Genomic DNA, 22,856 nt, shown 5'->3' with positions numbered 1-22,856 from the left:
GAGTTTATACTAATATGAAACTGGAACAAATAGATGTACCGGTAACGAATCAATTATTGGTAGATTATCGTAATCAAGAATCAACAATCTCGTCGTTTTTTCATTATACAAATGAAGATGAATCTTTCGAAAAACGCTTTGAAGAACTAAAAAATCATCCGATTCGTCGAGCTGAACTCGTAAAAGTTATCCGTGAATTTATGGAACCGCTAGAGAAATCGGTAAAAGTGGAACAACATTTGAAGGAATTAGAAGACAATGCAGTTGTTGTAGTTGGTGGACAACAAGCGGGCTTATTAACAGGACCGTTATATTCCGTTCATAAAGCTATTTCTGTTTTACTATTAGCTAAAGAACAGCGTGCAAAATTAGATATTCCAGTCGTTCCGGTATTTTGGATTGCTGGCGAAGATCATGATATTGATGAAATCAATCATACATTTACAGTATTAAATGGTCGTTTGCAAAAACATATTCATCCTGACCGTTCAAAGAAGAAGACGATGGCTTCAACAACAATTTTAGATATTGAAGATACACGTAAATTTATAAAAAACGTCTTCCAACAATATGGTGAAACTGCATATACAGAAGATTTGTTGGCGAAAATTGATACATTTTTAGTAAAGAGTCATACATATACTGACTTTTTCGCTCAATTAATGCACTGGTTCTTTAAAGAAGAAGGATTACTTCTATTAGATGCAGCCGATCCGAAGCTTCGTGCTTATGAAGCGCCGTATTTCGAGAGATTAGTGAATCACTCGGAAGAGATTGCAGCTGTTGTTTCAAACCGAGAGGCGCTTTTGGCCGACAATGGTTATGGTACGCCAATTGGTGCAACAAAAGAAAATGCCAACCTTTTTTACGTCAAGGAAGGCGAGCGCTTCTTATTAGAGCGTAAAGATGGCAAGTTTATTAATGACGTAGCGAATGTCCAATTTACGAAAGAAGAACTACTACAACTAGCAACAGAACAACCTGCTTGTCTAAGTAATAATGTAGTAACAAGACCGCTTATGCAGGATATGGTCTTGCCTGTACTTGCATTTGTTGGTGGACCAGGAGAGCTTGCATATTGGTCTACATTAAAAGACGCATTCGAGTTACTTGGTATGAAGGTGCCGGTTTTTGTACCGCGTATGAATATGACACTTGTTAATCGCCAGGTGGGACACTTAATAGAAGATCATGATTTAACTATTACTGAAGTATTAAGTGGTAAAGTGGCCCAAATGCATCAGAAATTTGTAAATGAAGTATATGATGACGCTGCAAAAGAGACTATTGAAAAAACAAAAGCGTTGCTACAGCAGCAATATGTGGAATTGCAAAAGCATTTGCATAACAATAACGTACACCTAGATAAAGTAGTCATAAAAAATCTAGATATTCATGAAAATCAATTAGACTTCCTATTGAAGAAAATAGAAGCAGAAGTATTGCTTCAGCATGATGTTACTATTCGTAAATTTACCGAGATGGAAGGCCATCTGATTCCAGAAGGAAATTTAATGGAACGTATATTTAATCCATTCCAATATATGAATGAATATGGCATGACTTTAATTGATGATATTTTACAATTGCCACTAGAAGTTAGTGAATTGCATCAAGTAATATATATATAATTTGGAATAATCCGGATTAAAAAGTGGTATTTTTTAAAAATATAATAGATATAATATTACCCTAATCATAGGGTATTAAAAGCTATCTCAATCGAGATAGCTTTTTTTATTAAAAATATCAAAAAAATACTACTGTTTGGTAATAAAATAATAAAATAATAATAAGAAGTATGAAGTTTTTTAAACAAAAAGGGAAAAATTAGTAGAAATACTGTTGTTGATAAGGACGATTTACGCATTTTAATGTAAACACCCTTATTTTCCAATGAATTAGTGGTGGAATGTGGGGGGATGTGGTACATTAATTTCATATAGTGGGGTGAGTAATATGTTCATGGGAGAGTATCAACATAGTATTGATGCGAAGGGCCGATTGATTATACCTGCTAAGTTCCGTGAACATCTTACGGAAGGCTTTGTAATAACTCGTGGATTGGATAATTGTTTATTCGGGTATCCTATTTTGGAGTGGCGCAAGCTGGAAGAAAAACTGAAGCAATTACCTGTAACTAAGAAAGATGCCAGAGCTTTTACGCGTTTTTTCTTTTCAGGTGCTACAGAGGTGGAAGTGGACAAGCAAGGCCGTATTAATATCCCAAGTAACTTATTAACACACGCTAATGTTCAAAAGGATTGTGTAGTACTCGGCGTTTCTAATCGTATTGAAATTTGGTCCAAAGAGTCTTGGCAAAATTATTTTGCTGAATCTGAGGAATCCTTCAATGACATTGCTGAGAATATGATTGATTTTGATATATAACCAATTTAGAGGAGGGACAAACCTTGTTTAATCATACGACTGTATTATTAAAGGAAACCGTTGATGGATTGAACGTTCGTCCTGACGGCATTTATGTAGATTGTACTTTAGGTGGGGCTGGACACAGTGAATATTTAGTTAGCCAATTATCATCAAAAGGTAGACTTATTTGCTTTGATCAAGATACTTCAGCCATTGAAAATGCTAAAGAACGTTTAGCACCATATTTAGATAAAATAACTTTCGTACATTCAAACTTCCGTTATCTGAAGGAAGAATTAGAAGCATTAGGCATAGATAAAGTTGACGGGATTTTATACGACTTAGGCGTATCATCTCCTCAATTAGATAACGCAGAACGAGGATTTAGTTACCATCAAGATGCACCACTTGATATGAGAATGGATACAACAGCTGAACTTTCCGCATTTCATGTTGTGAATGAATGGTCATTCGAAGATCTTGTACGTATTTTCTATCGATACGGTGAAGAAAAGTTCTCGAAACAAATTGCCAGAAAAATTGAAGAAGCTAGAAAGACTAGCCCTATTGAAACCACGGGTGAACTAGTAGATTTAATTAAGGAAGGTATCCCAGCTGCAGCAAGACGTAAAGGCGGACACCCAGCGAAACGTGTATTCCAAGCCATTCGAATTGCTGTAAATGATGAACTTGGTGCAGCGGAAGATTCGTTAATACAAGCACTTGAAGTCATTAATGTAGGTGGACGAGTTAGTGTTATTACTTTCCACTCATTAGAAGACCGATTATGTAAAACTATCTTCAAAGAAGCATCCTCTTTGCCTGAATTACCACCAGGTTTACCTGTTATTCCCGAAGAATTAGCTCCAGGGATAAAACTTGTTACTCGTAAACCGATATTACCTTCAGAGCAAGAATTAGAAGAAAATAATCGAGCTCGCTCAGCGAAACTAAGAATAGCTGAAAAAATCAAAGAAAAAGGGAAGTGATTAAATGGCATTGCTTAATCGGCAACAACAACAAACGTACATCCAGCAGCCACAGCCAACAGTACCGGAGAGACCCGTCCAGCAGCCAACACCAAGACCTTCCAAAAGAATATTGTCTAAGGGGGAAAGAGTTCTCCTTGTGGCCATGGTGACAATAATAGCATTATTGTCAGTTATGAACTTAAATACGCAATCTGCAATTAATACAACATCTGTTGAAATTCAAAATATCGAAAATAAAATTGATGAAACGAAGAAACAAAATGCGGAATTGTCCATCGAGGTAAGCGAACTCTCTACATATGAGCGTATTTGGAATAAAGCGAAAGAATTAGGCTTGAAGCTAAACGAAAAAAACGTGAAAGTAGTGTCTGGACAATGAAGAGAAAGTTTCGATTTCAATGGGGAGCCTTTCTAATGTTAATCGTTTATGGAGGGCTCTTTTTTGCTATGTTTTTCCGTATATTTGTAATCCAAGCTTCTGGTCAAGTAGAGGGGCAAGCTTTGGCAGCAAAAGCGGCAGCAAAATATGAAAGATCAAAAGTAATTTCAGCCAATAGAGGTAAAATTCTAGATCGGCAAGGACAAGTGATAGCAGAAGATACTATTAACTATCGCTTAGTAGCTGTAATTAGTCCTAAGGCATCTGAAGGAACTAAAACTCTTATGCACGTCGCAGATAAAGAGAAAACTGCCAAAATATTAGCGAAATATCTTTCTATTAGCGAAAAAGATATATTTGATAAATTAAATTCAAAAGCGAAGAATGCACAAGGTAATGAAATTCGCCAAGTAGAATTTGGTGCTGCAGGTCGTAATATTAGCCATGGCGTAATGGAGAAGATTAGTAGTGAAAAGTTACCAGGCATCATTTTTATGGAAGAAACAAAGAGATTTTATCCAAATGGTACCTTTGCATCAAACTTAATCGGCTTAGCACAAAGGGATACTCAGCAAGATGGACAAACTAGAACTGTAGGTAAAATGGGCCTAGAATCCATCTATAACAAAGAATTATCCGGTACTGATGGAAGGGTTCAATATAAGAGTGATTTATGGGGCTATCTGCTACCTAATAGCGATAAGATGGTAGAACCTGCAAAAGATGGTGCGGATGTATATCTAACGATAGATAAAACTATACAAAACTTTTTAGAAGATTCAATGTCTAAAGTTTATAAGAAATATAATCCTGAATCGATGGTAGCAGTTGTTGCCAATCCGAAGACGGGAGAAATACTTGCTGTTTCGCAAAGACCTACATACAACCCACAAGATGGTACTGGACTAGAAAATAGCTGGTTAAACCAGTTAACAGAATTGACGATTGAACCGGGTTCAACAATGAAAACATTTACATTAGCAGCTGCAGTCGAAGAAGAGAAATGGTTCCCGAATGCTACATTTCAGTCTGGTCAGTATACTGTGCTCGATCGAACTATTCGAGATAGTAACCAAGTTGGATGGGGAAATATTTCGTATTTAGAAGGGATCCAACGTTCTTCAAATGTAGGTATGGCTCACTTATTGAAGTTAATGGGCGATGATACCTTTATTTCTTATATGAAAAAGTTTGGTTTCGGAGAAAAGACAGGAATTGATTTACCAAATGAAGCGACGGGGCAAATTTTGGATAAATATCCAATTAATCGTGTCACAACTACTTATGGGCAAGGATCTACTGTTACCCCTATACAATTAATTCAGGCTGTTTCTGCCATCGCAAACGATGGTAAAATGATGCAACCGTATGTAATTGAGAAAATCGTGAATCCTAATACGAAAAAAATCGTCAAAGAGAACACCCCAACAATTAAAGGGCAGCCTATTTCTGGAAAAACGGCTAAGGAAGTTAGGGAGATTTTAGCTTCTACCATTTATTCTGAAAAAGGAACTGGTCAAAACTTTGCAAGTAAAGAATATGAAGTATCTGGTAAAACCGGTACAGCTCAAATTCCGAATGCATCTGGTGGGTACTCTTGGGGGAAAAATGAATTCTTGTATTCATTTTTAGGTATGGCTCCTGCAAATGACCCTCAGTTAGTTATGTACATTGCTGTGGAAAAACCTAAGCTTGGACCTACAGAATTCGGCTCAGAACCAACAGCAACCGTATTTAATACAGTTATGGGAAGTAGTTTAAAATACTTAAATATTAAGCCACAACAAATTAAGAAAACAAATTCTTTAACTATGGAGAACTTAAATGGTCAACTTGTTGAAGAAGTTGAAAAAGAATTTGAAGAAAATGGCATAGAAACGGTTATCATAGGTAATGGCGATAAGATTATAGATCAATATCCTGCAGAAAAATCAGAAGTCTTATCTGGTGGTTATGTATTCTTAAAGACAGATGGGGATTCAAAAGTACCTGATTTTACAGATTGGTCACTCCGAAACGTTCTTACGTATCAAACAATGTCAGGTGCCAATATAGAAATTAATGGTGAAGGCTATGTACAGAAACAAAGTATTAAAGCTGGTACTGTACTAAATGCAAACAAGAAAATTATTTTGAAGATGAAAAAACCAGAGGAAAGTTACAAATAGTTCATATGATTTCGCAAAGAATTTGAATAGTACGGGGAGTCATATCATACTTTGTAAGAAAAAAAGGTGTGATATGTCGAACAATGTGGGCCACTAAAAGTACAAAAAAACGAATGCAGTGGATGTGGATTGTCTTTGTTGTTTTATTCATTATGCTTATAGGGAAATTAGTACATGTACAGTTTATACAACATGATTTGTTAACAAAAAGGGCAGAAGAAAGCTGGGATCGTGAAATACCAGTTTCAAGTTTAAGAGGGAACATAGTAGATCGTAATGGTAAGTTAATCGTCGGTAATAAACTAGCCCCAACATTGTATTTTATGCCAGCTCAAAATGATAAACCTTTAGAGGCTGCAAAAGAGTTGGCATCGATACTAGGGGTAGATGAGCAAGTGTTAGCAAAAAAAATGCAACAAAAAACGTCTATAGTAAAGCTTGCTCCTGAAGCTAAAAACATATCAAAAGAACTTGCTGAAAAAATACAACAAAAAAATATACCAGGAATTTATGCAGGGCTTGATTACATACGTTATTATCCGTATGATCAATTACTCTCTAGGCTAATTGGTTTCACTGGTTATGATCAGCAAGGATTAGCCGGATTAGAGTATCAGTATGATGATTTATTGATGGGAAAAGCTTCAGCAATCCGCTTATTTACAGATGCGAAAGGTGCAGCATTGCCTCATGTCCAAGATAGTTGGAAAGAAGGTCAAGATGGTGCAACAATGGAACTGACCATTGATGTTGATGTTCAAAAGGTCGTAGAACGTGAGCTTTCTCAAGCGATGGAGAAATACGAAGCAGACCAGGCAATGGGTATAGCTATGAATCCTAAAACCGGTGAAATATTAGCGTTAGCATCTTATCCAACATTCTCTCCTCCTTCATTTTCCAAAGTCGATTCCAAAATTTACAACAGAAATCTACCGGTGTGGATGACCTTTGAGCCAGGTTCTACATTTAAAATCATTACATTAAGTGCAGCGTTAGAAGAACAGGTTGTTGATTTAGATAAAGATCATTTCTTTGATCCAGGCTACTCAATGGTAGAAGGTGCTCGTTTACGTTGTTGGAAGCGTGAAGGCCACGGAAGCGAAACCTTTTTAGAAGTCGTACAAAATTCTTGTAACCCAGGTTTTATAGAGCTCGGAAGAAGAGTAGGGCCAACAAAACTTCAAAAATATATCCGTGATTTTGGGTTTGGTAAAACAACTGGATCGAATATGGCAGGCGAATCGAGTGGGATATTGTTTTCTGAAAAGGCATATGGTCCTGTTGAACATGCTACAACTTCTTTTGGGCAAGGGATCTCTGTCACACCAATTCAACAAGTCCAGGCAGTATCAGCAGCGATTAATGGTGGTACGCTTTATCAACCCTATATAGTTAAAAATCTAATCGATTCTAATACAGGCAAGGTATTGAAAAGCTACAAGCCAGTAAAAAAACGTCAAGTGATCAAGCCTGAGACGTCCAAAAAAGTTCGTGAAGCACTAGAATCGGTTGTTGCTTTAGGTTCTGGTAGAAATGCCTTTAGAGATCACCTGCGTATAGGTGGTAAGACTGGAACGGCTCAAAAAGTTGAAGATGGACGGTATAAGGATGGCGAGTATATTGTATCCTTTATCGGCTTCGCACCAGCGGATGATCCAGAAATTGTTGTTTATGTTGCAATAGATAATCCTAAGAATGTTACACAATTTGGTGGAGTTATTGCGGCACCAATTGTGGGGCAAATCATTGAGGATGTTCACGATAAAGTTGGTATTACAGAACGGAAGGGACAATTAGAAAAGATATACAAATGGGGGGATGTCGAGAAAGTGCGCGTACCTAATTTGGTCGGTCAGACAAAAGAAGATATAGCGAAATTACAATATCCGTTTCGTTTAGAATGGCATGGAAATGGCTCCAAAATTGCCTCTCAACTGCCAAAAGCAGATGCACAAATCGGACTAGATGGCATAATTCACGTTTATTTAGAAAAATAGCGTGTATTAGTCTTTAAAAATAGAATTGAAACTACTATGATAGTACATGTACTAAAGAAGGTTAGAAGGAGAATTTTCATGACAATTGCAACAACTTTAATTGTTTTGGCCACTTCATTCGTCTTAACGGCAATTACAGCACCAGCTGTTATTCCGTTATTACGTCGAATGAAATTTGGTCAAAGTATTCGAGAAGAAGGACCAAAATCACATCAGAAAAAAGCGGGAACTCCAACGATGGGTGGCGTAATATTTTTATTCTCTATTATCGCTACTACAATTGTATTAGGCTATCTAAATGATGCCTTTACTTCACAATCCGTTGTATTAATTCTCGTCTTATTCGGCTTTGGTGTAATCGGCTTTTTAGACGATGGTCTTAAAATTATTTTCAAGCGTAATTTGGGATTAACATCCCTCCAAAAGTTAATCGGACAAATTATTATTTCGATTGCTGCCTATTTCTTATTAGGTCTAGGCGTTTTCCATAATACAATTCAGATACCACTTACTGATTTCGCCTTTAACTTAGGTGGATTTTATGTATTATTCTTAATCTTTTGGTTGGTAGGTTTCTCTAACGCTGTCAATTTAACAGATGGGTTAGATGGACTTGTGTCGGGTACAGCTTCCATTGCTTTTACTGCGTTTGGTGTGCTAGCGCTTGTAAACGATCAAGTTGATATTGCGATATTTGCATTTGCTGTAACAGGTGCTTTACTGGGTTTCTTATTATTTAATGCAAATCCTGCAAAAGTATTTATGGGAGATACGGGTTCACTTGCTTTAGGTGGAGCACTTGCAATGCTTTCAGTATTAGTTGGGCATGAAGTGTTATTACTATTGATTGGTATTATCTTTGTCGCTGAAACACTATCTGTTATTTTACAAGTAGCAAGCTTCAAATTAACAGGTAAACGAATTTTTAAAATGAGTCCACTACATCACCATTTTGAGTTATCAGGCTGGTCTGAATGGCGTATTGTTCTTACATTCTGGTTGACAGCAGTAGTTGCAGCGTTGATCGCAGTGGTTCCGGAGGTCTTGAAATGAAAAGCGTAAATGGGATGGAACATAAAAAAGTACTTGTACTAGGGTTAGCGAAAAGTGGTGTCGCAGCTGCGGAATTACTGCATAAAATGGGCGCTTTCGTTACTGTAAATGATGCTAAACCTTTTGAAGAGAACATTGATGCACAGCGTCTGTTACAAAAAGGAATTACAGTGATTTGTGGCCGTCATCCAGAAGATTTACTAGATGAAGGTTTCGAATTAGTTGTGAAAAACCCTGGGATTCCTTATACAAACATTCTAGTAGCAGATGCTGTAAAACGAGGTATTCCAATTTGGACTGAGATAGAGCTCGCTTATTTAATAAGCGAGGCTCCAATGATTGGTATTACGGGTTCAAATGGTAAAACAACAACGACCACCTTGCTTTACCATATTTTAAATCAAGGTGGTTTAAATCCTCTCATTGCTGGAAATATAGGTACAGTAGCATGTTCAGTCACTGAAAATGCTACAGCAGATAATGTAGTCGTTACAGAATTATCCTCATTCCAATTAATGGGTACTGAACGATTTAAGCCGAAAATTGCGATTTGGACGAATTTATACGAAGCGCATATTGATTATCACGGTTCAATGGAAGAATACAGTAATGCTAAATTTGCTGTAACACGCAATCAGGATGCATCAGACTATTTAATCTATAATGCAGATCAAGAAGTAGTTGTAAGTTATGCGAATAAATCACATGCACATAAAGTTCCATTCACAACAAAAGGTATAAATTATTTAGGAATAAGTGCGGATGATGACATGATTTACTGGTTAGGTAAACCATTTATCAAACGTAGCATCATAGCACTTCCTGGACAACATAATTTAGAGAATGTTTTAGTAGCAGTTGCTGCAGCGATAATTATGGATTGTCCGAAAGATAAGATTGAGCATGTTTTATCATCATTTACGGGTGTTAAGCATCGTACACAATTTGTTCGAGAATGGCAAAGTCGTAAAATCTTCAATGATTCTAAAGCAACTAATACATTAGCTACTCGCAGTGCGTTAGCAGCCTTTAAACAGCCGATTGTTTTACTTGCAGGTGGCTTAGATCGAGGGCACTCATTCGAAGAACTAAGACCACATATGGGCAATGTTCATGCGGTTGTCGTAGCTGGGGAAACAGCTAAGCGATTTGCTGAATTCGCAGAATCGTGTGGTGTTGAAAAAATAGCATATGCTGATGATATGGAATCAGGTGTTAAACAAGCAGCAGATTTATCAAATGAAGGAGATGTTATCTTATTATCTCCTGCATGTGCAAGCTGGGATCAATACCCAACTTTTGAGGTACGTGGTGATAAGTTCATCGAAGCTGCAATGAAGTTGTAAGGAAATTTGAACAACAGAAAGGATGCCATAGCTGAATCAACGTGAACGCACACTTTTTATGAGTGCAATCATTTTATTGACATTGATAGGCATTGTTTTCGTCTATTCTGCAGGGACTTATTGGGGCAAGGTACACTATGGTAATACTGCCCCTTTTCTTTTTAAGCAACTAATTTATCTAGGTGTGGCAGTCGCAGCATTTTATGTTGTTTCCAATAGCTCCCTTCTAAGAATGGAAAAAAGTTGGACAATACTGTACATATTTTCACTCTTACTTTTAATAGCGGTATTGATTCCTGGAATAGGCGCCGTGCGAAATGGTTCTCAAAGCTGGATTGCTTTTGGACCCCTTAGTATTCAGCCTGCTGAATTTGCTAAGATTGCATTGCTTGTAAAATTAAGCTTTGTATTAGCACGTAAGAAAAGTACGGAAAGAACTATTCAATTAATTCACTTTGTTTTGATTTTATTGCCAGCAGCGCTTATAATGCTGCAACCTGATTTTGGTTCTGCGTTTATTTTACTCGTATCATCCTTTGCTTTACTTTTTATAGCTGGTTATCCAATTCGTTTTTACGTTTTTCTAATAATGATTGGTATAAGTGGTTTAGTGGGTTTAATAATGGCGGCTCCATATCGATTAAAGCGTATAGAGGCCTATTTGGATCCTTGGTCTGACCCTTTAGGTAGCGGCTTCCAAGCAATCCAATCCCTACTTGCAATTGGGCCAGCTGGTTTGTTTGGACATGGTTTTGGTAACAGTAGGCAAAAGTATCTCTACTTACCCGAACCACAAAATGATTTTATCTTTTCTATCATTGCTGAGGAAACAGGCTTTATAGGCGCAGCATTGATCGTTATAACCTTTGCGGTGGCATTATACTCCGGTTATGCTTTGGCCGTCAGAACGCAGCAATTAAGCTATTATTACAGTGTTGCAGCATTGATTAGTATGCTAGGTTTTCAAGCGTTTTTGAATATTGGAGTTGTTTCAGGCTTACTACCCGTTACAGGAGTTACTTTACCTTTTATAAGTTATGGTGGTTCATCCCTAATGTCCGCTTGGCTTATAGTCGGTGTAATTTGGAATTTTACAAAAAGAGTATAAATAAAAGAGGAAGGAGTGCACAGTATGGAGAAAATTATAGATATAGAAGAACGTATTCCTACGCTTCGTGAACGTCGTAAAAAACGGACGAATCAGCGGTTTACAATATTGCTAGCCATTTTCGGCATTATCTTACTGGCACTTCTTTATTTTCAATCATCATTAAGTCATATAGGGGAAATTAAAGTAACTGGTGGTCAATTAAAAAAAGCAGAATACTACACAAAGCATAGTAACATCCGTGTAGGGGATTCTTTGTGGGGGTTTAAGCCAAAAAATATTGAGGAGACCCTTCAAAAAAAAGATTGGATCGAGAGTGTATCAGTTGAACGTAATTGGTTAAACACTGTGACTATAAAAGTAAAAGAGTATGATAAAAAAGCTTTTATTAAGAATGGTGGTCAATATAATTTGGTGTTGCAAAATGGTGTGATTTACAGCTTAGATGAAATCCCACGTGATTTGAATTTACCCATCTTGGTTGGTTTCAAAGAAGACGCCTTATTACTTAAGATGATTAAACAGTTGGACAAGGTCGATCAAGAACTAATGACTTTAATTTCTCAAGTAAATGCTGTTCCAACGAAATCCAATCCTTATGCGGTGCGTTTATTTATGAATGATGGTTTTGAAGTTCGTGCAACTATTACGACATTGGCTGAGAAATTGCGGTATTATCCATCTATTATTTCGCAAGTCAAAAAAGGTGAAAAAGGGGTTATTGACTTAGAAGTAGGTTCATTCTATCGCTCGTATTCGAGTGAATATGGTAAACCAACTTCAAAGGAGGAAGTAGATGACCAAACAACCGGCCAATAAAAAACGTCATTCGTTTAAACATCAATTTGCCTTTTTAGTAGTTTCGATTGCACTGGGCTTTCTTTTCGCGTATGCCTATAATATGGCAAAGACAAAAGATACGACGATGACTGAAACAAACTCTTCTGATTTTGAAAAAAAAGAACAATTACGTGAAGGTTTAATTGCTCAACAAGAACGTAATAAAGAACTTGAAGAAGAAAAATTACTATTACAACAAAAAATAAAAGATTATGAACAAGACTTTTCGGGTAGTAAAGAAGGATATAAAGATTTAGTAAAGCAGGCTGATGATCTACGCCTTTTACTTGGTAAAATACCAGGTCGAGGATATGGTGTGACAGTGACGCTACAAGATGCTGAATATGATCCGAAATCGGTTAACCCGAATGACTACATTGTACATGAAAGTCACGTATTCAAAGTATTAAATGAATTAAAGATTTCTGGAGCTCAAGCGATTGCCATTAATGGTCATCGATTAAAAGCTAATTCTTATATAAAATGTAATGGTCCAGTTATCACGATTGATGATGACCAATTCCCAGCACCATTTGTCATTGAAGCAGTAGGTGACCCAAAGGTATTGTCTGCAGGCTTAACACTAGCAGGTGGCGTTTATGACCAACTCATTGATGATAATATTATTGTGACGATAGATGGTAGTAAGCAGCTCGTCATGCCTGCCGTCCAAGGAAATTCTTAATGGCCTAAGGTAAGGAGGCGTTAGATTGAAGCGTAAAATGCATACACCGTTCATCATCGTATTATTCATCATTGGATTTATGTTAGCGATGCAGTATAACACAGTGAAAAATCCACAACAACGTGATACACGTGATTTATGGGATATTCGCCGGGAACTATCGCTAGAAAAGCAGCGTCATTCAGAACTGTTAGCAAACATTCAGCAATTAAATTCCACGATCAGTAAATATGAGAATATGGATAATGATAGTCCAGATCGCATATTGAGGGAAACAGTTCAAGGGTTGAAACAAGAAGCTGGATTAACAGCAATAACATCTCCGGGTTTAGTGCTTAGAGTGGATGCTTCACCTGAGGCAAAGGTATTAGGACAAGCAGTTCCAAATATCTCGCCAGATTTATTAGTAAAGCTTGTCAATGATATTAATCGTTTTAAGGGCAATGCAGTTGTGATTGATCGTAAGAGAATCGTTCAAACGACAGCTATTCGTGATATTAATGGACAAACAACTGTTAATAGTTTGGCTGTTCGAACACCACCATTTATGATAACTATTGGTACAAGTACTTTAGCGGATGCTAATAAACTTGCAAGTTATTTGGAATCTTCATCCATTGCAGATGATTTTTATCTTGATAATTTAACTTTATCAATTGGAAAACCACAAAAGAAGGTAACTTTAAATGGATTTGATCAATCTTTTCATAATAAATTTTTATCAGAAACGACAAAGGGGGAATAGGATTTGTGGTTACCGTTACTAGGTTTACTATTAGGTATTTCCCTTGGTCTGTTAACTGACGTTCAGATACCTACAATTTATGAAAGTTATTTATCAATTGCAGTCCTTGCAGCTTTAGATACTCTTTTTGGTGGGATAAGAGCACAATTACAACAAGTATATGATGATTATGTTTTCGTGACAGGTTTTTTCTTTAATATTGCTTTAGCAGCAGGATTAGCTTTTTTAGGAGTTCACTTAGGTGTAGATCTTTATTTGGCAGCCGTTTTCGCTTTTGGAGTGCGACTTTTCCAAAATATTGCTATCATAAGAAGGATATTATTATCAAAATGGAACGATAAAAAAGCAAAACAATCTGAAAAAGCAGTCTAATAGAAGGAATTTTTTCGAAAAAACAGGAATTTATTTAGACAAGTTACTCAATTTACAATAGAATATTGATAAGAGTTGTTGAAGGAGGTGCCACAGATTGAGTCACTCAGAATTATATGTATCACTAGATATAGGATCATCATCCATTAAAGTCGTTATTGGAGAAGTAAATAATGAGACTTTACATGTAATAGGAGTAGGGAATGTAAAATCTACTGGCATTCGCAAAGGAAGTATTGTAGATATAGATGCTACAGTACAATCTATTAAAAAAGCGGTCGAACAAGCCGAAAGAATGATAGGGATGACTATTAATAAAGTTATTCTAGGTATTCCTGCCAATCAGGCTATGCTTCAACCTGTTAAAGGGGTAGTTGCTGTTAATAGTGACAACCGTGAAATAGGCGATGAGGATTTAGATCGCGTAATGGAATCGGCACAAGTGATGTCTATTCCGCCAGAGAGAGAGCTAGTCAATTTAGTTCCTAGACAATTTATAGTAGATAATTTAGATGAAATCAAAGACCCTCGAGGTATGATTGGTATCCGATTAGAAATGGATGGCACATTAATTACTACTTCTAAAACAATCCTGCATAATGTACTCCGTTGCGTTGAAAAAGCGGGATTGGATATACAAGAAATTTACTTACAGTCACTTGCTGCAGGTGAATTTGCATTAACTGAAGATGAAAAGAACCGAGGCACTGCATTTATTGATATTGGCGGTGGTTCAACAACAATTGCTGTTTTCAAAGATGAGCATTTCACTCACACAGCTGTTATTCCAGTAGGTGGAGAACATATTACTAAAGATTTGTCGATTGTCTTAAAAACACCTACAGAACAAGCTGAGAAGATTAAAATTGACTATGGACATGCATTTTACGACGATGCTTCAGAAGATGAACTATTTGAAGTGCCAGTTATTGATGGAGATACAAAGGAACAATTTAGTCAAAGGTACATATCCGAAATAATCGGTGTTCGATTGGAAGAATTATTCGAATTGATAATCGATGAGTTGTATCGGATGGGTATTCAAGATTTACCAGGTGGCGTCGTATTAACTGGTGGCGTTGCCAAATTAGAAGGTATTTCTCAACTAGCTCGCCATGTGTTACAAACGAGAGTAAGAGTTTACACGCCTGAATATATCGGTGTAAGAGAACCTGAATATACATCAGCAGTAAACTTAATCCGTTATGCATATATGGAATCCGAGTTTCTCGGAGATTATAGCGATGACAAACCGCTAGGACCAATTCAAAATACAGAGTCAAATACAAAAGTGCCAACCGCTTATGATACACAAGAGCAAAAAGAAGGCGTAGTTGGTAAGGTTCGGAATTTCTTAACCAAATTTTTAGAATAATATAGGCGGCTTTCTCTACACACAATGAGCTAAAATAGGAGGAATAGAGATGTTAGAATTTGATACAGATGTCGAACAACTAGCAGTGATTAAAGTAATCGGCGTTGGCGGCGGCGGTAATAATGCAGTCAATCGTATGATTGAACATGGTGTACAAGGTGTAGAATTCATTGCCGTGAATACAGACTCACAAGCATTAAAACTATCGAAAGCTGATGTGAAATTACAGATTGGTGGTAAATTAACACGTGGTTTAGGTGCAGGAGCAAACCCTGAAGTTGGGAAAAAGGCTGCTGAAGAAAGTAAAGAACAGTTAGAAGAAGCGTTAAGTGGAGCAGATATGGTATTCGTTACTGCAGGTATGGGTGGCGGTACAGGTACAGGTGCTGCACCTGTTATTGCTCAAATTGCTCATGATTTAGGTGCATTAACAGTAGGCGTTGTAACACGTCCATTCACTTTTGAAGGACGAAAACGTCAATCACAAGGATATGGCGGTACAACTGCAATGAAAGAAGCGGTTGATACATTAATTGTTATTCCAAATGACCGACTGCTTGAAATAGTAGATAAAAACACACCAATGTTGGAAGCATTCCGTGAAGCAGATAATGTTCTTCGTCAAGGTGTACAAGGTATCTCAGATTTAATTGCAACACCTGGTCTTATTAACTTAGACTTTGCAGACGTGAAATCTATTATGTCTGATAAAGGTTCTGCATTAATGGGTATTGGTATTGCGTCTGGAGAAAATCGTGCAATAGAAGCTGCTAAAAAGGCGATTTCAAGTCCATTACTTGAAACATCGATTCATGGTGCTAAAGGTGTCCTAATGAATATGACTGGTGGTTCAAACCTAGGTCTTTATGAAGTCGGGGATGCAGCTGATATTGTATCTGCAGCGTCTGATGAAGATGTGAATATTATCTTCGGTGCGGTAATTAATGATAACTTGAAAGATGAAATCATCGTTACAGTTATTGCAACTGGATTCTCAGATGATGATATGCCTGTAGACCCTCGATCAGCTGGTAGAGGCGGAATCGGTGCTGGTCGTCAAGCTGTTACAGCGGCTTCTCAACAAGCTGTTCGTGAAGTAAGACAAGAAGAAGTAAAAGTACATCAAGAGCCTGTTCGACAAACACAAACGTCACAATCTCAAGATGATGCTTTAGATATTCCAACATTCTTACGTAATCGCCAAAAAAGACGTTAATTTATTGATCTAACTAGCTCACACAATTTATTGTGTGAGCTTTTTATTTTGCGGAAAATATCTGCAAAAAAATGTCAGTATTCACTTTTTTCTGTCGCAATTTTTTGCGGAATCACTTCACAGTTTGACATTTTTTGAAGTTATAGAATGTTAACCTTTCAATAGGGAGGCGGTGTCATGTACGGAGAAGTTATTTTAGCGCTCAATACAATTTTCAATTACATTGTCTTGTCCTTTTCAAGTAAGATTGGTGCATTGCAAGTGTCGAGAAAAAGATTGTTGTTAAGCGCGCTAATAGGTGCATGTGTCGTTGTCTTTATTGGTCAATCTGTTATACCAATGATTTTTGCTTTTGTCGTGATGACAATTAGTGCTTTTGGTTTTCATTTTATGAAATGGCTAAAAAGTGCTGTTATTTGTATTGTGGCTTCATTATTTGCAGGCGGTCTATTAACTGCTTTTGAGCCACTATTTTTTAAAATGCCTACTGTCTATTTTGCGTCGACCAGCAGTATTATAGCTGTTGCTGGGCTTGTTCTATTACAAAATAGATGGACCGTTAGTAAACAGCAATCGCTTGAGCGTGGGCTTGTATTTGATACGACAATGACGTTTCAAGGGCAGAGTTGGCAATTAAGAGGCTTTATCGATACAGGAAATAGTTGCATCGAACCATTAACTGGTAGGGCTGTTCATTTTATTGCTTGGAGTGCTTTAGAAGATCGTATGGATGATGTGCTAAAAACTGCACTACAGAGCTGGCAATCATCTAATCCTTACAAATTATCGATGTTCCCGAAAGAGTTACAAAGTAAGTTGACGGTTATTCGATTCTCAACGGTACAAGAAAAAGCAGTTTATGGAATCGCTTTCCGCTTTGATCAGTGGGAGGTACACGGGGAAGATGGTTTCTTTATCGCACCGGGTTTTTTCGTACTTACAAGGGAATCAGATCATTTCCCACAGCAAGTAGATGTCATTCTAAATGTTTCAACGCTTTGTCAATAATGATGGAAGGGGTTTTTACATGATTCGAAAATTTTGGCACTGGCTACAGCAAAAGTTCATTACTTGGAGAACGAAGGGTACTTTTTATATAGGAAGTCATGAATCGCTGCCTGTACCATTGAAAAAAGAGGAGGAGAAGGAAGTTATTGCGGCGTTTATGAGAGGAGATATGAGTGCTAGAGATACGTTAATCGAACGTAACTTGCGTTTAGTAGTTTATATTGCTAGACGTTTTGATAATTCAAATACACCAATTGAAGATTTAATCAGTATTGGATCTATTGGATTAATAAAAGCAATTGAAACTTTTAATACTGAAAAAAATATCAAACTCGCTACATACGCTTCTAGATGTATCGAAAATGAAATTTTAATGCACTTACGTAAAACAAGTCGAACTAAAGGTGAAGTGTCTTTAGATGAACCGCTCAACTCAGATGCTGATGGTAATGAATTATTACTATCGGATATTTTAGGAACGGACGAGCATATTATTACAGATAATGTTGAAAAAAAAATCGAGCGCCAACATATGTTTCAAGCAATTCATATTTTGGAAGAGCGCGAACGCTATATTATGGAATGTCGTTTTGGTCTAAATGGTAGAGAAGAGATGACACAGAAGGAAGTGGCGGATCATCTCGGCATTTCTCAATCTTATATTTCTCGTTTAGAAAAGAAAATTATTCATGAATTACGTGAAAATTTAAATCAACCAACTATGTAATGGTTGAAATTGGTCATTTTTCCACCGCATATTCTGACGTTTAACGGACAAACTGAATTTACAACAAAGAAAGAAGCGTCCGGAGGAAATGACTATGCGAACAAAAGTGGATTTATGCGGTGTAGATACTGCAAAGTTACCTGTATTAAAGCATGAGGAAATGCGTCAGTTATTTATCCAATTGCAAAGTGGCCAAGAGGAAGTAAGAGATCAGCTCGTTATGGGCAATCTACGATTAGTACTTAGTATTGTGGGGCGTTTTGCATATCGTGGTGAACAGGCTGATGACCTGTTTCAAGTCGGCTGTATTGGTTTATTGAAATCAATTGATCATTTTGATTTGTCTCATAATGTGAGATTTTCAACCTATGCAGTGCCAATGATTATTGGGGAGATTCGCAGGCATTTGCGGGACCATCACCCACTGCGCGTTGCTCGTTCATTGCGTGATATTGCCTATAAGGCGATGCAGGCTAAAGAACAGTTTATCAATGAGCAATTGCGTGAACCAACGCTATCTGATTTAGCGCGTATGACAGGCTTGCCGCAAGAGGATATATTATTTGCATTAGATGCAATTCAAGAACCAATGTCACTGCATGAGCCAATTTATTCAGATGGTGGCGATCCAGTTTATATGATGGATCAACTAAAAGATAATGCGGTTTCTGAAGAACGATGGTTGACTTATGTAACCATGAAAGAAAATGTTATGAAGCTAGATGAACGGCAACAAAAAATCTTAGCAAAACGTTTTTACTATGGTGAGACGCAGACAGAAATAGCTAACGAATTAGGAATTTCGCAAGCTCAAATTTCTAGGCTTGAAAAAAGTGCTATCAAAACAATTCAAAAGCAAATATCACAATACGATAATTAATAACTATGGCAAAAACGTATCAAACTATAAAAGTTGATGCGTTTTTTGCTATTTCCCTTCATAGACTGATTTAGGAGGGATGTAGATGAGATTTTCTGATATCCAAAGAAAAGAAATTATTGAAGCAGGCAATGGCCGTTTTTTAGGATTTGTCCTAGACGCAGTATTGTCGGAAGAAACGGGCTTGATTGAGGCATTCGTCGTATCCGAACCGAAGAGATTCTTTCAATTTTCACAAAGTGATAAGGATGCAATGAAAATTCGTATAGAAGATATTCTTGTAGTTGGGAAGGATGTTATATTAGTGAAAGCACGATAGTGAAATGTATGACTATTCATTGATAATTCATGCGTGGCTTGGTACAATAAGTTAACAAGTATCTTTGAAAAGATGGGAATAAAATGACGTTAATTATAAATAACTTAGAAGAAATTCAGCTAAAGATTGAAAAAGCAGCAAACAGGGTAGGTAGACAAGTAGCAGATGTATCAATTATCGCAGTTACAAAGCAAGTGTCTACTGAACGGGCTATTGAAGCGCTTGATGCAGGATTAAATCAATTAGGCGAAAATCGTCCAGAAGGCTTGTTAGAAAAAAGAGAATCAATTATTGATGGTGCTGTATGGCATTATATCGGTTCGATGCAAACTCGTAAAGTCAAACAAGTCATCGATAAAATTGATTATCTACATTCTTTAGATCGTATTAGTTTAGCAGATGAAATCGAAAAACGAGCAACACGTATTGTGAATTGTTTTGTACAAGTAAATGTTTCAGGCGAAGAATCAAAGCATGGTCTGCAACCAGAAGAAGTCATACCGTTTATAGAGCAACTATCGCAATATTCTCGTATTCGCGTAGTGGGTTTAATGACAATGGCCCCAAATACAGAAGACTTAGAAGTAGTTCGCAACGTTTTTAAAAATCTTAAAAAACTACAATTGGAAGTCGAAAAAAACGGATATGCTCATGCACCATGTCATGATTTATCGATGGGAATGTCAAATGACTATGAAATCGCTGTCGAAGAGGGTGCAACGTATGTTCGAATTGGTACGGCTCTAGTTGGCAACGAAAGAAGGGATTCTTAATGAGCATGAAGGATAAAATTAAGAACTTTTTTTTACTAGAAGAAGAAGATGAAGACTACTATGAGCAACCACAACAATCACAACAACAACCACAACAACAGCAAGAGCAACGCCAACAAAGAGTCATGTCACAACCTGTTCATCAAGCTGCAGTAAGTCAACCAGCAGTTAAAAAAGTAAGCAACAAGGAGCGACGGAATGTGGCAACTGAACATACAAATACACCTAATCTAGTAAGTATTACACAAAAAGCTTCTAAGGTTGTCTTAGCCGAACCACGTGTCTATGCAGAAGCTCAAGATATTGCTGAACATTTAAAAAGCAAGCGTGCAGTAGTTGTAAATCTACAACGTATAGATAAAGAGCAAGGTATTCGTATAATTGACTTTTTAAGTGGTACAATATGTGCACTAGGTGGAGATATAAAACGTATTGGCACGGACATATTCTTATGCACACCAGATAATGTAGAAGTTGACGGTAATATTTCTGAATATTATTATGAAGACTGATCAAACTGAGGAGTTTAATAATTTATGTATATAGTAGGTACTATCATTTCAAGATTGATTTTCTTTTATTCAATTGCGCTTATCATTTATATTTTTATGTCGTGGGTTCCAGCGGCATATGAGTCTAAATTTGGACAAATTTTAGGTAAAATTTGTGATCCATATTTAGAGTTATTTAGACGTTTTATTCCACCATTAGGTATGATTGATATTTCGCCAATCGTAGCATTATTTGTATTGAATTTGGCAAATCAAGGAGTAGTAAGTTTGTTTAATGGATTTTTACTCTAGTTTCTAGACAATATCACTCTTCCCCACAATATGAATGTGGGGTTTTTTTATTAAGAAAGGAGGGGTGTTATGGAAGAGATATTCCAGCATTTTCGACCAGAAGAGCGTGAATTTATTGATCAAGTTAGTGGCTGGCGTATGGAAGTAGAAGATCGCTATGCGCCAAAGTTAACGGACTTTCTAGATCCGCGTCAACGATTTATTGTACAGTCAATCATTGGACATCAGGGCGATATTGAAATGGCGTATTTTGGTGCATTTGATGAAGCAGAGCGCAGAAGAATTCTTATATACCCTTCCTATTTTGAACCAGTAGAAGAGGATTATCAAATCACGGTATTTCATTTGCGCTATCCTTCTAAGTTTGTTCAGCTTGAGCATCCAGATGTTTTAGGGGCGTTACTATCACTGGGTTTAGGTAGAGAGAAATTTGGAGATATAAGATTAGACAACTCTACAGCCCAATTTGCTATTGCTTCAGAAGTGGAAGATTATGTGAGAGCTAATCTCACTTCAATTGGTAAGGTAAAAGTATATGTTGAAGCACTAAATTCAACCGAAATGTTATTACCGAATGAAGAAGTTTGGACGGATGAAATGATGACAGTAAGTTCGATGCGTTTAGATACAGTTATCGCTTCTGTGTTTAATATATCTCGTCAGAAATCTGCAGCACTTATTAATAGCGGAAAAGTGAAGGTTAACTTTACAATTCGAGAAAATATTTCTTTTGAACTGCATGAACTCGATTTACTATCGATCCGAGGATTTGGGAGATTTATGATAAGAGCTATTGAAGGAAGAACAAAAAAAGATAAAATTCGCATTAATATTGGTCGTATGGAAAGAAAAACATAACAATTTCATTAAATTTGTTGTTTTTTCGATGTACTTACCATTAATGACCTGTATAATAGTTTACAATATATATTATGCTATAAGGGAGAGTGTAGAAAATGCCGTTATCGCCTGTTGATATACATAATAAAGAGTTTACCCGTGGTTTCAGAGGTTACAATGAAGATGAAGTCAATGAGTTTTTAATGCAAATCATAAAAGACTATGAAGTTGTTTTAAAAGAGAAAAAAGAGCTAGAAAGTAAATTACTAACTTCGAATGAGCAGATTGGTCACTATAACTCTATTGAATCAACTCTTCAAAAGTCAATTGTCATTGCACAAGAAGCCGCTGAAGAAGTACGACGTAATTCAACGAAAGAAGCAAAATTGATTGTTAAAGAAGCTGAGAAGAATGCTGATCGTATTGTTAACGAAGCTTTATCAAAAGCACGTCGTATTGCACTAGAAATTGAAGAGTTGAAAAAACAATCTAAAGTATTCCGTAATCGTTTCAAAATGATTGTTGAGGCCCAGTTAGATTTGATTGAATCAGATGATTGGGATCATTTATTGGAGTATGAAATTGATTCAACAGAATTAGAGCGCTTGGATACACCGGTAGAGTAAACGATACTTGACTGAATGCTTTCTGTTTTCTATAATGTCAACATATCAAAGAAAAAGTTATGATGGAGACAGTATTTTTTGAGTGATGTAATAGCGATCTGAGGACGGTGTAAGCTCAGACTAAACACTCAAGGAAGAAAATCACTCTGGAACTAGATTACTGAACAAAAACAGTAAGTAATCTCGGCTCACACCACGTTAAGGTGTCTAAGAGGCGTATTATTTATATTA

Annotated in this window: 24 protein-coding genes and 1 other annotated feature (1 of these 25 only partly in view); all 24 genes read left to right on the top strand. The window is 36.8% G+C overall.

Annotation, left to right across the window (positions count from 1 at the left end):
* The first annotated feature begins 14 nt into the window (after positions 1-14).
* The 24 genes from bshC (at position 15) to AMD00_RS13370 (ending at position 22,625) form a co-directional block, all read left to right on the top strand.
* A complete protein-coding gene (gene bshC / locus AMD00_RS13485; protein ID WP_053417543.1) occupies positions 15-1,631 on the top strand; it encodes a bacillithiol biosynthesis cysteine-adding enzyme BshC in 1,617 nt (538 codons plus the stop codon).
* 328 nt (positions 1,632-1,959) lie between these two features.
* Positions 1,960-2,391: a division/cell wall cluster transcriptional repressor MraZ gene (gene mraZ, locus AMD00_RS13480; protein ID WP_038183816.1), complete on the top strand. Its 432-nt coding sequence runs from the start codon at positions 1,960-1,962 to the stop codon at positions 2,389-2,391.
* A 23-nt stretch (positions 2,392-2,414) separates the two neighbouring features.
* The gene (gene rsmH, locus AMD00_RS13475) at positions 2,415-3,362 is read left to right on the top strand and encodes a 16S rRNA (cytosine(1402)-N(4))-methyltransferase RsmH (protein ID WP_038183819.1); all 948 of its coding nucleotides are present in this window, start codon (positions 2,415-2,417) and stop codon (positions 3,360-3,362) included.
* A gap of 4 nt (positions 3,363-3,366) precedes the next feature.
* A complete protein-coding gene (gene ftsL, locus AMD00_RS13470; protein WP_053417542.1) occupies positions 3,367-3,744 on the top strand; it encodes a cell division protein FtsL in 378 nt (125 codons plus the stop codon).
* Complete coding sequence (locus tag AMD00_RS13465) at positions 3,741-5,912, top strand: penicillin-binding transpeptidase domain-containing protein (protein ID WP_245639519.1); 2,172 nt, start codon at positions 3,741-3,743, stop codon at positions 5,910-5,912. Before ftsL ends, AMD00_RS13465 begins: the two co-directional genes overlap by 4 nt.
* Positions 5,913-6,025: 113 nt before the next feature.
* Entirely contained in the window at positions 6,026-7,909 is a 1,884-nt protein-coding gene (locus tag AMD00_RS13460; RefSeq protein ID WP_245639518.1) for a stage V sporulation protein D, read from the top strand.
* Positions 7,910-7,987: 78 nt separating this feature from the next.
* Complete coding sequence (gene mraY, locus AMD00_RS13455) at positions 7,988-8,962, top strand: phospho-N-acetylmuramoyl-pentapeptide-transferase (protein ID WP_053417539.1); 975 nt, start codon at positions 7,988-7,990, stop codon at positions 8,960-8,962.
* Entirely contained in the window at positions 8,959-10,308 is a 1,350-nt protein-coding gene (murD, locus tag AMD00_RS13450; protein WP_053417538.1) for a UDP-N-acetylmuramoyl-L-alanine--D-glutamate ligase, read from the top strand. The genes mraY and murD overlap by 4 nt, the downstream gene beginning before the upstream one ends.
* Before the next feature lie 58 nt (positions 10,309-10,366).
* Positions 10,367-11,416, top strand: coding sequence for a putative lipid II flippase FtsW (gene ftsW / locus AMD00_RS13445; RefSeq protein ID WP_053417537.1), 1,050 nt, complete (start codon positions 10,367-10,369; stop codon positions 11,414-11,416).
* Between the two features lie 24 nt (positions 11,417-11,440).
* Positions 11,441-12,235 carry a cell division protein FtsQ/DivIB gene (locus AMD00_RS13440; protein WP_053417536.1) on the top strand — a complete coding sequence of 265 codons (795 nt, stop codon included), beginning with the start codon at positions 11,441-11,443 and terminating at the stop codon, positions 12,233-12,235.
* Positions 12,213-12,941, top strand: coding sequence for a DUF881 domain-containing protein (locus AMD00_RS13435; protein WP_053417535.1), 729 nt, complete (start codon positions 12,213-12,215; stop codon positions 12,939-12,941). Before AMD00_RS13440 ends, AMD00_RS13435 begins: the two co-directional genes overlap by 23 nt.
* A 25-nt stretch (positions 12,942-12,966) precedes the next feature.
* Positions 12,967-13,686: a DUF881 domain-containing protein gene (locus AMD00_RS13430; RefSeq protein WP_053417534.1), complete on the top strand. Its 720-nt coding sequence runs from the start codon at positions 12,967-12,969 to the stop codon at positions 13,684-13,686.
* A gap of 3 nt (positions 13,687-13,689) precedes the next feature.
* Entirely contained in the window at positions 13,690-14,058 is a 369-nt protein-coding gene (locus AMD00_RS13425; RefSeq protein WP_038183861.1) for a small basic family protein, read from the top strand.
* 97 nt (positions 14,059-14,155) lie between these two features.
* A complete protein-coding gene (ftsA, locus tag AMD00_RS13420) occupies positions 14,156-15,433 on the top strand; it encodes a cell division protein FtsA (RefSeq protein WP_053417533.1) in 1,278 nt (425 codons plus the stop codon).
* A gap of 49 nt (positions 15,434-15,482) precedes the next feature.
* Positions 15,483-16,649, top strand: a complete 1,167-nt coding sequence (ftsZ, locus tag AMD00_RS13415) for a cell division protein FtsZ (RefSeq protein ID WP_053417532.1) — start codon at positions 15,483-15,485, stop codon at positions 16,647-16,649.
* Positions 16,650-16,826: 177 nt separating this feature from the next.
* Complete coding sequence (locus AMD00_RS13410) at positions 16,827-17,657, top strand: sigma-E processing peptidase SpoIIGA (RefSeq protein ID WP_053417531.1); 831 nt, start codon at positions 16,827-16,829, stop codon at positions 17,655-17,657.
* Between the two features lie 19 nt (positions 17,658-17,676).
* Complete coding sequence (sigE, locus tag AMD00_RS13405; RefSeq protein ID WP_038183874.1) at positions 17,677-18,384, top strand: RNA polymerase sporulation sigma factor SigE; 708 nt, start codon at positions 17,677-17,679, stop codon at positions 18,382-18,384.
* Between the two features lie 94 nt (positions 18,385-18,478).
* The gene (gene sigG, locus AMD00_RS13400) at positions 18,479-19,264 is read left to right on the top strand and encodes an RNA polymerase sporulation sigma factor SigG (RefSeq protein ID WP_038183877.1); all 786 of its coding nucleotides are present in this window, start codon (positions 18,479-18,481) and stop codon (positions 19,262-19,264) included.
* A gap of 85 nt (positions 19,265-19,349) precedes the next feature.
* Complete coding sequence (locus AMD00_RS13395; protein ID WP_053417530.1) at positions 19,350-19,583, top strand: PRC-barrel domain-containing protein; 234 nt, start codon at positions 19,350-19,352, stop codon at positions 19,581-19,583.
* 83 nt (positions 19,584-19,666) lie between these two features.
* Complete coding sequence (locus AMD00_RS13390; RefSeq protein WP_053417529.1) at positions 19,667-20,356, top strand: YggS family pyridoxal phosphate-dependent enzyme; 690 nt, start codon at positions 19,667-19,669, stop codon at positions 20,354-20,356.
* Positions 20,356-20,868 (top strand): cell division protein SepF, encoded by a 513-nt coding sequence (locus AMD00_RS13385; protein ID WP_053417528.1) that lies wholly within the window; start codon positions 20,356-20,358, stop codon positions 20,866-20,868. Before AMD00_RS13390 ends, AMD00_RS13385 begins: the two co-directional genes overlap by 1 nt.
* 24 nt (positions 20,869-20,892) lie before the next feature.
* Positions 20,893-21,159: a YggT family protein gene (locus AMD00_RS13380; RefSeq protein WP_053417527.1), complete on the top strand. Its 267-nt coding sequence runs from the start codon at positions 20,893-20,895 to the stop codon at positions 21,157-21,159.
* A 69-nt stretch (positions 21,160-21,228) separates the two neighbouring features.
* Positions 21,229-22,017, top strand: a complete 789-nt coding sequence (locus tag AMD00_RS13375; protein ID WP_053417526.1) for a YlmH family RNA-binding protein — start codon at positions 21,229-21,231, stop codon at positions 22,015-22,017.
* Between the two features lie 98 nt (positions 22,018-22,115).
* Positions 22,116-22,625 carry a DivIVA domain-containing protein gene (locus tag AMD00_RS13370; protein WP_038183899.1) on the top strand — a complete coding sequence of 170 codons (510 nt, stop codon included), beginning with the start codon at positions 22,116-22,118 and terminating at the stop codon, positions 22,623-22,625.
* A gap of 50 nt (positions 22,626-22,675) precedes the next feature.
* Positions 22,676-22,856: a binding site (T-box leader), on the top strand; it runs 45 nt beyond the window's last position.

It is taken from the genome of Viridibacillus arvi (assembly GCF_001274945.1).
GTDB lineage: Bacteria > Bacillota > Bacilli > Bacillales_A > Planococcaceae > Viridibacillus > Viridibacillus arvi.
This window is presented reverse-complemented; position numbering and strand designations above follow the sequence as displayed.

Coding starts and splice junctions, on each gene's coding strand:
- ftsZ (WP_053417532.1), top strand. CDS start 15,483: ATGTTAGAATTTGATACAGATGTCGAACAACTAGCAGTGATTAAAGTA.
- AMD00_RS13385 (WP_053417528.1), top strand. CDS start 20,356: ATGAGCATGAAGGATAAAATTAAGAACTTTTTTTTACTAGAAGAAGAA.
- AMD00_RS13435 (WP_053417535.1), top strand. CDS start 12,213: ATGACCAAACAACCGGCCAATAAAAAACGTCATTCGTTTAAACATCAA.
- sigE (WP_038183874.1), top strand. CDS start 17,677: ATGATTCGAAAATTTTGGCACTGGCTACAGCAAAAGTTCATTACTTGG.
- AMD00_RS13465 (WP_245639519.1), top strand. CDS start 3,741: ATGAAGAGAAAGTTTCGATTTCAATGGGGAGCCTTTCTAATGTTAATC.
- bshC (WP_053417543.1), top strand. CDS start 15: ATGAAACTGGAACAAATAGATGTACCGGTAACGAATCAATTATTGGTA.
- AMD00_RS13410 (WP_053417531.1), top strand. CDS start 16,827: ATGTACGGAGAAGTTATTTTAGCGCTCAATACAATTTTCAATTACATT.
- murD (WP_053417538.1), top strand. CDS start 8,959: ATGAAAAGCGTAAATGGGATGGAACATAAAAAAGTACTTGTACTAGGG.
- mraY (WP_053417539.1), top strand. CDS start 7,988: ATGACAATTGCAACAACTTTAATTGTTTTGGCCACTTCATTCGTCTTA.
- ftsW (WP_053417537.1), top strand. CDS start 10,367: ATGAGTGCAATCATTTTATTGACATTGATAGGCATTGTTTTCGTCTAT.
- ftsL (WP_053417542.1), top strand. CDS start 3,367: ATGGCATTGCTTAATCGGCAACAACAACAAACGTACATCCAGCAGCCA.
- sigG (WP_038183877.1), top strand. CDS start 18,479: ATGCGAACAAAAGTGGATTTATGCGGTGTAGATACTGCAAAGTTACCT.
- AMD00_RS13375 (WP_053417526.1), top strand. CDS start 21,229: ATGGAAGAGATATTCCAGCATTTTCGACCAGAAGAGCGTGAATTTATT.
- AMD00_RS13380 (WP_053417527.1), top strand. CDS start 20,893: ATGTATATAGTAGGTACTATCATTTCAAGATTGATTTTCTTTTATTCA.
- AMD00_RS13395 (WP_053417530.1), top strand. CDS start 19,350: ATGAGATTTTCTGATATCCAAAGAAAAGAAATTATTGAAGCAGGCAAT.
- mraZ (WP_038183816.1), top strand. CDS start 1,960: ATGTTCATGGGAGAGTATCAACATAGTATTGATGCGAAGGGCCGATTG.
- AMD00_RS13460 (WP_245639518.1), top strand. CDS start 6,026: ATGCAGTGGATGTGGATTGTCTTTGTTGTTTTATTCATTATGCTTATA.
- AMD00_RS13390 (WP_053417529.1), top strand. CDS start 19,667: ATGACGTTAATTATAAATAACTTAGAAGAAATTCAGCTAAAGATTGAA.
- AMD00_RS13370 (WP_038183899.1), top strand. CDS start 22,116: ATGCCGTTATCGCCTGTTGATATACATAATAAAGAGTTTACCCGTGGT.
- AMD00_RS13440 (WP_053417536.1), top strand. CDS start 11,441: ATGGAGAAAATTATAGATATAGAAGAACGTATTCCTACGCTTCGTGAA.